The 10806-nt window shown below is 44.0% G+C and carries 12 protein-coding genes; all 12 read left to right on the top strand.

Annotated elements, in window-relative coordinates; all coding sequences use genetic code 11:
* Positions 1-108: 108 nt before the first annotated feature.
* Positions 109-762, top strand: a complete 654-nt coding sequence (locus O3626_RS02600) for a uracil-DNA glycosylase (RefSeq protein ID WP_371495104.1) — start codon at positions 109-111, stop codon at positions 760-762.
* Between the two features lie 9 nt (positions 763-771).
* Complete coding sequence (locus O3626_RS02595) at positions 772-1236, top strand: 8-oxo-dGTP diphosphatase (protein ID WP_003003493.1); 465 nt, start codon at positions 772-774, stop codon at positions 1234-1236.
* A gap of 11 nt (positions 1237-1247) precedes the next feature.
* Positions 1248-2516 (top strand): dihydroorotase, encoded by a 1269-nt coding sequence (locus O3626_RS02590; protein WP_371495102.1) that lies wholly within the window; start codon positions 1248-1250, stop codon positions 2514-2516.
* A 14-nt stretch (positions 2517-2530) separates the two neighbouring features.
* A complete protein-coding gene (locus tag O3626_RS02585) occupies positions 2531-3373 on the top strand; it encodes an SGNH/GDSL hydrolase family protein (protein ID WP_371495100.1) in 843 nt (280 codons plus the stop codon).
* Positions 3342-3974: a YpmS family protein gene (locus O3626_RS02580; RefSeq protein WP_371495098.1), complete on the top strand. Its 633-nt coding sequence runs from the start codon at positions 3342-3344 to the stop codon at positions 3972-3974. The genes O3626_RS02585 and O3626_RS02580 overlap by 32 nt, the downstream gene beginning before the upstream one ends.
* Positions 3975-4535: 561 nt before the next feature.
* The gene (locus O3626_RS02575) at positions 4536-6098 is read left to right on the top strand and encodes a 2-isopropylmalate synthase (RefSeq protein ID WP_371495096.1); all 1563 of its coding nucleotides are present in this window, start codon (positions 4536-4538) and stop codon (positions 6096-6098) included.
* Positions 6099-6110: 12 nt separating this feature from the next.
* Positions 6111-7148 carry a 3-isopropylmalate dehydrogenase gene (gene leuB, locus O3626_RS02570; RefSeq protein ID WP_371495094.1) on the top strand — a complete coding sequence of 346 codons (1038 nt, stop codon included), beginning with the start codon at positions 6111-6113 and terminating at the stop codon, positions 7146-7148.
* A 1-nt stretch (position 7149) separates the two neighbouring features.
* Positions 7150-7428, top strand: a complete 279-nt coding sequence (locus O3626_RS02565) for a DUF1294 domain-containing protein (RefSeq protein ID WP_195529509.1) — start codon at positions 7150-7152, stop codon at positions 7426-7428.
* A 24-nt stretch (positions 7429-7452) separates the two neighbouring features.
* Complete coding sequence (gene leuC, locus O3626_RS02560) at positions 7453-8835, top strand: 3-isopropylmalate dehydratase large subunit (protein WP_371495092.1); 1383 nt, start codon at positions 7453-7455, stop codon at positions 8833-8835.
* An 11-nt stretch (positions 8836-8846) separates the two neighbouring features.
* Complete coding sequence (gene leuD, locus O3626_RS02555; RefSeq protein ID WP_371495090.1) at positions 8847-9437, top strand: 3-isopropylmalate dehydratase small subunit; 591 nt, start codon at positions 8847-8849, stop codon at positions 9435-9437.
* A 97-nt stretch (positions 9438-9534) separates the two neighbouring features.
* Positions 9535-10320: an L-threonylcarbamoyladenylate synthase gene (locus O3626_RS02550; RefSeq protein WP_006596430.1), complete on the top strand. Its 786-nt coding sequence runs from the start codon at positions 9535-9537 to the stop codon at positions 10318-10320.
* A 99-nt stretch (positions 10321-10419) separates the two neighbouring features.
* On the top strand, positions 10420-10785 hold the full coding sequence (locus O3626_RS02545; protein WP_371495088.1) for a hypothetical protein: 366 nt from the start codon (positions 10420-10422) through the stop codon (positions 10783-10785).
* The last annotated feature ends 21 nt before the right edge of the window (positions 10786-10806 follow it).

The raw sequence follows: 10806 nt of genomic DNA, 5'->3' as shown, positions 1-10806 counted from the left end.
ACAATTGAGATGCTGGGACTTTTGTCCCAGCCTCTTTTTTATCCAGTGGATCTGTGTCAAATGTGGTATAATGAAAGGTAAGAATTTATTGGATAGCGGAGAGTTTCCATGCAACATTCCCCCTGGCATGAAGCCATCAAATCCCATCTTCCGGAAGGGTATTTTCATCAGATTAATGACTTTATGAATGAGGTCTATAGCCAAGGAGTGGTTTATCCACCTCGTGACAAGGTCTTTAAGGCCTTGCAGACGACAGAGATGGATCAGGTCAAGGTCTTGATCCTAGGCCAGGATCCCTACCACGGACCGGACCAAGCGCAAGGCTTAAGTTTTTCTGTGCCGGATCATGTCCCAGCCCCTCCTTCTTTGCAAAATATTCTCAAAGAATTGCGCTCAGACATTGGGGAGAAGCGTTCCCATGATTTGACCTCCTGGGCAGAGCAAGGAGTGCTCTTGCTCAATGCCTGCTTGACGGTTCCAGCTGGTCAGGCTAATGGTCATGCAGGACAAATTTGGGAGCCTTTCACAGATGCTGTGATCAAGGTGGTCAATGAGTTGGAGGAGCCAGTTGTCTTTATCCTCTGGGGATCTTATGCCCGTAAGAAAAAGCCTCTGATTACCAACGATCGACATTTGGTCCTTGAATCAGCTCACCCAAGTCCCTTATCGGCCTACCGAGGATTTTTTGGTTCCCAACCCTTTTCAAAAACCAATCAATTTTTGAAAGAGGCGGGACGCGAGCCGATTGATTGGTTAAGATAGGAGAAAGAAATGCCACAATTAGCAACGATTTGTTACATTGACAATGGGAAAGAATTTCTCATGTTGCATCGCAATAAAAAGCCCAATGATGTCCATGAAGGTAAATGGATCGGAGTTGGTGGAAAATTAGAACGCGGGGAAACCCCACAGGAGTGTGCGGCGCGTGAGATTTTTGAGGAGACCGGCCTTAGAGCTAAGCCAGTCTTGAAAGGGATTATTACATTTCCGGAATTTACTCCAGATTTGGACTGGTATACCTATGTCTTCAAGGTAACAGATTTTGAGGGAGAACTGATCGAGTGTAACGAAGGAACCTTGGAGTGGGTGCCTTATGATCAAGTCCTCTCAAAACCAACCTGGGAAGGGGACCACACCTTTGTCGAGTGGTTGTTAGAGGATAAACCCTTCTTTTCTGCAATGTTTCGCTATGACGGCGACCGCTTGTTAGAGTCGCATGTTGATTTTTATGAATAAAGGAGAATGCAATGGTTGTCATTAAAAATGGTCGCGTAATGGATCCCAAGACCGGCTTGGATCAAGTCTGTGACCTTCGTATCGAAGGAAAGAAAATTGTAGAGATCGCTGAAAACCTCCCAACGGATGGACAAGAAGTCCTTGATGCTACTGGTCTGGTTGTGGCACCTGGTTTGATCGATGTACACGTGCATTTCCGCGAACCCGGTCAAACTCATAAAGAAGACATCCATACGGGTGCCTTAGCCGCAGCTGCTGGTGGTTTTACTCGAGTGGTCATGATGGCCAATACCAATCCGACCATTTCAGATATTGCGACCTTAGAGGAAGTCTTAGCTTCTGCAGCCAAGGAAAATCTTCACATTCATACGGTTGCGACGGTGACTAAGAACTTTGACGGTCAACACCTGACAGATTTTGAAGGCCTGCTTAAGGCTGGTGCAGTAGGATTTTCAGATGATGGGATTCCCCTTCAAAGCACTAAGGTTGTCCGTGAAGCTTTGGAAGAAGCTAAGCGTCTAGGGACCTTTATTAGTCTGCATGAAGAAGACCCTGAGTTGAATGGCATTCTTGGTTTGAATGAAAACATTGCCAAGGAACACTTCCATGTCTGTGGGGCGACGGGTGTAGCCGAATATTCAATGGCTGCGCGTGATGCCATGATTGCCCATGCGACAGGTGCCCACCTTCATATCCAACACCTTTCCAAGGAAGAAAGTGTCAAGGTGGTGGAATTTGCCCAAGGGTTAGGAGCTCATGTGACGGCAGAAGTGGCACCTCAACACTTTTCGAAAACAGAAAGTCTCCTCTTGACTAAGGGAAGCAATGCCAAGATGAATCCACCCCTTCGCTTGGAATCTGACCGCCTAGCAGTGATTGAAGGCTTGAAGTCAGGCGTCATCTCTGTGATTGCGACGGATCACGCGCCTCACCATGCGGATGAGAAGAATGTTCCTGATATTACCAAGGCACCATCTGGAATGACCGGTCTTGAAACCTCACTTTCTCTTGGTTTGACCTACTTGGTGCATGCAGGACATTTGAGCCTCATGCAATTGCTTGAAAAGATGTCCTATAATCCAGCACGTCTCTATGATTTTGATGCTGGCTATATTGCTGTGGATGGACCAGCAGATTTGACCCTCTTTGATCCGGAAGCAGATCGCCTGGTATCGGATCATTTCGCGTCAAAAGCTGGAAATTCCCCATTTGTGGGTGAAACATTAAAAGGGAAAGTGGCTTATACTATCTGTGATGGACAAGTGATTTTTCAAGGATAAGCGATCGTATTCATATGAATCTTAAAAAAATGATGCAAGGCTTGGTTTTCTTTTTAACCAGCCTTCTTGTCTTTGTCTTTCTATTTCGTGCTTTGCTACCAACTGCGTCTCCTCGTATGACCAAACCCAAAACAGCTGCAAAAGAAACCACCTATACTTATGTAGCTCTAGGAGATTCACTGACCAAAGGTGTGGGTGATAGCACCAATCAAGGTGGTTTTGTGCCCATCCTTGCCCAAAGTCTGTCCAATGAAAATGATGGCCAGTACCAGCCTGTCAACTATGGTGTGGCTGGAAATACAAGTGCTCAGATTTTAGATCGACTCAAGAAGCAAACAGACCTTCAGAAGGATCTCAAGAAGGCGCATGTCATGACCTTAACGGTTGGAGGAAATGATCTACGCAAAGTCGTTGTCGATCATCTGAGTGATTTTTCTCTATCAGATATCCAAAAACCGCTCAAGAATTATACAGCAAACCTCAAAGAAATTATCACAAAGGCCAGAAAGGACAATCCCCATCTTCCTATTTATGTAGTGGGGATCTACAATCCTCTTTACCTGAATTTTCCTGAATTAACCAGTATTCAGACGGCTGTAGATCGTTGGAATGAGACGACGGAAGAAACCATCGCGCAATTTGATCAGGTCTATTTCGTTCCGATCAATGATCTGCTATATAAAGGAATTGATGGCAAAATGGGTGTGTCAGAAATTAGTGACGGGAAGACAACCGTTATCAATGATGCCCTGTATGAAGAGGATAGTTTTCACCCCAACAATACGGGCTATGAAAAGATGAAACAAGCAATATTGGAGAAAATCAATGCCACGAAGAAAACTTGGAGTCAAAAATAATCCCATAAAAGAGAAGATTCCCTTCCTTCAAAAAATCAATATTTGGAAATGGTTGTTTTTAGGCTTGGTCAGCCTTCTCTTAGCCTTCGCTTTAGTCGTGCAAGGACGCTTAGCAACGCCAAGAGAAGATGTTAGCCAGCTTCATCAAGCAGTTGGCACCAAAGATGTCAAAGTTGGAACTATGACAACGACTCGTGATCAACTCAATGATACCATCAAATCGCTTCTGAAAAAATATAAGCTGTCCGACTACAAGGTCTATGCGGATAATCAGCAAATCCTCTTAGAAGGACAGTTGGGTCTCTTAGGAAAGGCCTATCCCTTATATATTTACTTTCAACCATCCAAGTTGGAAAACGGGAATATTCTCTTAACAGTAAAGGATTTTTCAGTCGGTACCTTTCAAATTCCTCAAAAAATGGTTTTGCGGCTTTTGAACAAAAATAAAAATATCCCAGATTTTATCCAGATTTCGCCAAAAGAGTCTACCATCACCATTGTATTACCTGAAATTGATAATGACTTTGGAATCTATGTCAAGGCCAATACCATTGATCTCTATAATGACAAGATCGTTTTTGATTTGTATCAGAAGAAGTAGGGGAAAAGGGGATATTTAGATTGATGGAAAATTGTATTTTACATAAAACAACTAGAATAATGCTTAAAATAAAAACGATAGTTACTATTAGGCTTATTTAATAAATATTGAAACTTTCCGCCGTGATAAAAGTGCTAGAAACACTTTTGTTTCTAGCACTCGGAATTATTGAGACCTTAGGCTCAATAATTAGTCATGGAACTTCTTTGAAGTTCGCTGACGTCCGTCTTCACCTAAGGAAAGTTTCTAAGATGACTTTATCTTCAATCTAATTAGAACTGAAAGCTCTATTTTGTTTCTATTCAAAAAATTCAGAATATTACAGAAAATTCTTGACATTGCTTTTTCCCTATGCTAAAATACTAAACAAGACATTGAACAAAGGAGAAAGTCAAACATGAAAACAGCTAAGTTTATTCAATTTGCTTTGTTGTTGAGGTATAAGGGCTAGTGCAGAAGCATTAGTCCTGTTTGGCTTACCAAGCGGGCAAAAACATCTCGCTTGGTTAACCGAGTGAGATGTTTTTCTTTATATCCACTACATAGAAATGAGGAGACCCTATGCGTAAAGTTGAATTTTTAGATACCAGCCTTCGGGATGGCGAACAGACTCCAGGAGTTAATTTCTCTATCAAAGAAAAGATTGCCATTGCTAAACAATTGGAAAAATGGGGCATTTCTGCTATTGAAGCAGGTTTTCCTGCAGCTAGTCCTGATTCCTTCACAGCTGTTCAAGAGATTGCCAAGGTCTTGACCAAGACAGCCGTGACAGGTTTGGCCCGTTCTGTCAAATCAGATATTGATGCTTGTTATGAAGCCTTGAAGGATGCTAAGTATCCACAAATTCACGTCTTTATCGCAACGAGCCCGATTCACCGGGAGTTTAAACTCAACAAGACCAAGGAAGAAATTCTTGAATCGATCAAGGAACACGTTTCTTACGCTCGCTCAAAATTTGAGATTGTGGAATTTTCTCCCGAAGATGCTACCCGGACAGAATTGGATTTCCTCTTGCAAGTCGTACAGACTGCAGTCGATGCTGGTGCTAGCTATATCAACATTCCTGATACAGTCGGTTTCACGACACCAGCGGAGTATGGTGCCATTTTCAAATACTTGATTGACCATGTCAAGACAGATCGCGAGATTATCTATTCACCTCATTGCCATGATGACCTAGGAATGGCCGTGGCGAATAGCCTCGCTGCTGTTAAAAATGGTGCCCGTCGTGTCGAAGGAACCATTAATGGGATCGGGGAGCGGGCCGGCAATGCGGCACTTGAAGAAGTAGCAGTTGCTCTCAATATTCGCGAAGACTATTTCCAAGTGGAAAGTCCGATTGTCCTTAATGAAACCATCAACACTTCTGAGTTGGTCTCTCGGTACTCTGGTATTCCAATTCCTAAAAACAAGGCGGTTGTTGGTGGCAATGCCTTCTCACACGAGTCTGGTATTCACCAAGACGGGGTTCTTAAAAATCCTCTTACTTATGAAATCATCACCCCTGAGCTGGTGGGTGTCAAGAGCAATAGCCTCCCTCTTGGAAAATTGTCTGGTCGCCATGCCTTTGTCGAAAAACTGCATGAGTTGGGACTGGAATATACAGAAGAGGACATCAAGCCGTTGTTTGCTAAGTTCAAATCTCTGGCAGACAAGAAACACGAGATCACAGATGCCGATATCCGCGCCCTTGTTGCCGGTACAGCAGTGGAAAATCCAGAAGGATTCCAATTTAATGATCTCCGCTTAACCACCAATGCAGACGAAACGATTACAGCAGCGGTTAGCCTCCGCAATGAAGAAGGGGAAGTACTTGAATTCCTTGCCAATGGTCAAGGGTCGGTTGAAGCCATCTTTAATGCGATTGATAAATTCTTCAACCAAACCGTTCGCTTGACATCTTACAATATCGATGCAGTGACAGATGGGATCGATGCCCAAGCCCGCGTCTTGGTATCCGTGGAAAATGTCGATACAGATACGATTTTCAATGCCTCTGGTTTGGACTTTGACGTATTGAAAGCCTCTGCTATCGCTTATATCAATGCCAACACGCTGGTTCAAAAAGAGAATGCGGGTGAGATGGGACGAGCTGTCTCCTACCGTGATCTTCCACAAGCCTAAGAGGAAATAAACATGACGAAGAAAATTGTAACACTTGCAGGAGATGGGATTGGCCCTGAGATCATGACAGCTGGACTAGAGGTCCTCGCAGCCGTTGCTCCCAAAATTGGCTTTGATTATAGTCTAGAAGACAAAGCTTTTGGGGGTGCTGGGATTGATGCTGCTGGCCACCCACTTCCCCAAGATACTCTACAAGCAGCTAAAGGAGCGGATGCTATTCTTCTTGCAGCCATCGGAAGTCCTGAGTATGACAATGCTCCTGTTCGTCCAGAACAAGGCTTACTTGCTATTCGCAAGGAATTAAATCTCTTTGCCAATATTCGTCCTGTACGGATTTTTGACGCCTTGAAACACCTGTCTCCTTTGAAACCAGAGCGTATCGAGGGTGTCGACTTCGTGGTCGTGCGTGAATTGACAGGTGGGATTTATTTTGGAGAGCATATCTTAAAAGAAGATACAGCGCGCGATATCAATGATTACAGTGCGGAAGAAATTCGTCGGATTATGCACCAAGCCTTCAAGATCGCGCGAGGACGTGGCAAGAAAGTGACCAGTATCGATAAGCAAAATGTCCTTGCAACTTCAAAATTGTGGCGCCAAGTGGCAGAAGAAGTTGCCAAAGAATTTCCAGATGTGACCTTAGAGCACCAGCTTGTCGATAGTGCGGCCATGATCATGATTACCAATCCAGCCCGCTTTGATGTTGTAGTGACAGAGAATCTATTCGGAGATATCTTATCTGACGAATCGAGCGTCCTTCCTGGAACACTAGGCGTGATGCCGTCTGCCAGTCATTCTGACCAAGGACCAAGTATGTACGAACCGATTCATGGTTCAGCACCAGATATTGCAGGTCAAGGCATTGCCAATCCGATTTCCATGATCCTCTCTGTTGCCATGATGCTCCGAGACAGTTTTGGAGAAACAGCAGGTGCAGAAATGATCGAAGAAGCTGTCAATCAAACCTTGAATCAAGGAATCTTGACACGGGATCTAGGTGGTCAGGCTTCTACTGCAGAGATGACTGCAGCCATTATTGGGAATCTCTAAGATGACTTGGATAGATCGCTGTTTAGTGCTAATCGCAATTTGGAATAGTATCGTATTTCTGACCTATGGCTTAGATAAACGAAAAGCTATCCAAAACAGGTGGCGGATTCCTGAAAAGGTCCTGTTACTCGAGAGCTGGGTGCTTGGTGGATTCGGAGCTCTACTAAGTGGATATCTCTTTCACCACAAGGTGCGGAAATGGTATTTTCAAGCCACCTGGTGGGGCAGTAGCCTTCTTTTAGCAGGTGCCCTCTTTCTAATCCTTCAATGGATTTCTTAACAACAAGATAAATGGAGAAAGACGATGAGTGGAAAATCTATCTTTGATAAACTTTGGGACCGCCACGTGATTACAGGAGTGGAAGGGCAACCCCAACTCATGTATGTGGACCAACACTACATCCACGAAGTGACGAGTCCGCAAGCCTTTCAAGGATTACGGGACGCAGGACGCAAGGTCCGACGACCTGATTTAACCTTTGGAACCTTTGATCACAATGTTCCAACGGTCAATATTTTTGATATTAGAGATGTGATTTCAAAAGCCCAGATTGATAAATTAGCTGAGAATGTGGTGGACTTTGGGATTGATCATGCTGCCCATGGTTCTGCTAAGCAAGGAATCGTTCATATGGTGGGCCCTGAAACCGGTCGGACCCAGCCTGGGAAATTTATTGTCTGTGGAGACAGCCATACCGCAACCCATGGAGCCTTTGGAGCCATTGCCTTTGGGATTGGAACCAGTGAAGTGGAGCATGTCTTTGCCACCCAAACCATCTGGCAAGTCAAACCAAAGAAAATGTTGGTTGAATTCACCGGAACCCCACAAAAAGGGATCTATTCAAAGGATTACATCCTAGCTTTGATAGCGCGCTACGGTGTTGCTTGTGGAGTTGGCTATGTCGTAGAGTATCGGGGAGAAGCAATTGATCGCTTGACCATGGAAGAACGCATGACCATCTGTAACATGTCGATCGAGTTCGGGTCCAAAATGGGGATCATGAATCCAGATGAGACGACCTTTGACTACCTCCGAGGACGCGAATGTGTGCCAGATGATTTTGAGGACGCAGTAGCTGATTGGAAGACTTTGGTTAGTGATGACGATGCCGTTTATGATAAGGTCATCCGTTTGGATGTATCTGATCTTGCTCCAATGGTGACTTGGGGGACCAATCCTTCTATGGGAGTGGACTTTGAGACTCCTTTTCCAGAGATTCGAGACATGAATGATGAACGGGCTTATCATTATATGGATCTCAAACCTGGCCAAAAACCAGCAGACATTGAATTAGGCTATATCTTTATCGGATCTTGTACCAATGCCCGACTCAGTGATTTACAACTGGCTGCCCGTTTCGTAGAAGGGAAGAAAATTGCCCCTAATTTAACCGCCATCGTCGTTCCAGGTTCCCGTCCTGTCAAACGAGCAGCGGAGAAAATGGGCTTAGATAAGATCTTTATGGATGCTGGCTTTGAATGGCGTGATCCAGGATGCTCTATGTGTCTCGGGATGAATCCAGACAAGGTGCCGGATGGCGTCCACTGTGCCTCTACTAGCAACCGAAACTTTGAAGACCGCCAAGGATTTGGGGCTAAGACCCATCTCTGTAGCCCAGCAATGGCCGCTGCAGCAGCAATAGCCGGTCGCTTTGTCGACGTGCGCCAAATGCCAGAAGTCGAGTAAATGGAGGAAGCATGGAGAAATTTACCATTTATACGGGAACAACAGTTCCTTTGATGAACGATAATATTGATACCGACCAAATCCTCCCCAAGCAATTTTTAAAGTTGATTGATAAAAAAGGTTTTGGGAAATACCTCATGTATGCTTGGCGCTATTTGGATGACCAGTATACCGAGGATCCAGATTTTATCTTTAACAAACCAGAATACCGCAAGGCGACCATTTTGATCACTGGTGACAATTTTGGGGCTGGTTCCTCTCGGGAGCACGCGGCCTGGGCTTTAGCTGATTATGGCTTTAAAGTCGTTATCGCTGGCTCCTTTGGAGATATCCATTACAATAATGAACTTAATAATGGGATGCTACCAATAGTCCAGCCTTTAGAGGTTCGTCAAAAGCTGGCAAGCTTGAAGCCGACAGATGAGGTAACGGTGGATTTGGAAGAGCAGAAGATCATCTCGCCTGTTGGAGAATTTAGCTTTGAGATTGATGGGGATTGGAAGCACAAATTGCTCAACGGTCTAGATGATATTGGGATTACCCTCCAATATGAGGACTTAATCGCTACTTATGAGAAGAATCGGCCAGCCTATTGGCAATAAAAATTGTATAGTTAATTAAGAATTTTCAGAAAATATATTGAAGCTTTTTGGGAATTTTGATAGAATAGAAAAAAAGAAATAGAAGAGGACGAAATTTATGACAAAACACATTCAATGGGACGGAACACTTTCACAAGAAGGATTTGACATTTTGAAAGGAGAGGGTGGCTGTATCGTCTGCCCTACCAAAGTCGGCTATATCATCATGACCAGCGACAAAGCTGGCTTGGAACGGAAGTTTGAAGCCAAAGAACGTAACCGCAACAAACCAGGTGTCGTTCTTTGCGGAAGTATGGATGAACTTCGTGCCCTTGCTCAATTGAATCCTGAAATCGAAGCCTTCTACCAAAAACATTGGGATGAAGATATCTTGCTTGGTTGTATCCTTCCATGGCGTGAAGATGCCTATGCAAAATTGCAAGCTTTCGGAGATGGACGTGAAGAACTCATGACAGACGTTCGTGGAACTTCATGCTTTGTCATCAAATTTGGTAAAGCTGGTGAGCAAATCGCCAAAGAAATGTGGGAAAAAGAAGGTAAGATGGTTTACGCTTCTTCAGCCAACCCTTCCGGTAAAGGAAACCGCGGGAAGGTCGAAGGAATCGGTGAGCGCATCGAAGGTGCCGTGGACTTGGTCATTGAAGCCGATGATTATGTAGCATCTATCCAACCAGACAAGACCATTGAAACTCGCTATGAACAAGGTGTGATGGTCTCTATGGTTGATGCCGAAGGAAAACTCATCCCAGAACAAGGGGCAGGTAGCCGTTCTGTCAATACTTGTCCAGTTGTGATCCGTAAAGGATTGGATATCGATAAGATCATGATGCACTTATCTGATCATTTTAACTCTTGGAACTACCGCCAAGGGGAATACTATTAAGAAACAGAAAAAAGCATTCCATTTGGAATGCTTTTTTTGTGAAAGGATAAAAGATGGTATAATAGAGTCAAACGATGTTCCAATAGAAGGGGAAGTGGTATGGTCTCCAGAAAAGAATTTATCGATAAAGCCAATCAGGAAGGTTTTTCCTTCAACATCCAAATCCCATGGTGGACGTACAATAACTTCAAGTCATTGGTTTGGAGAAGAAGGCTCTCTGAGGAGCAACTCTATCAGATCTTTCTTTTACTTTGTAGAGAGGTAGAAGACCGGCAAATGCAAGCTGTAGCGGATAAGAGGAAGTATCAGACCGGATTTTATGTAGCTGCATGCAATGGTCGCGAGTTTCGCTTTGAGTTTGTATTCAAAAAGAATCAAGAACTAAGAGTTTATAATCTATTTGAAACAGTCAATGGTCGTAAGAAACTCACCCTGATGGATCTGCTTGATTACATAATGGATTGACGATGTATAGAAACAATAAGA

Origin of the sequence: Streptococcus sp. 20925_1_77 (assembly GCF_041432125.1) — a bacterium.
In the GTDB taxonomy this organism is placed as follows: domain Bacteria; phylum Bacillota; class Bacilli; order Lactobacillales; family Streptococcaceae; genus Streptococcus.
Note: the sequence above shows the minus strand (reverse complement) of the source record. Positions and strands in the feature narration are given on the sequence as shown.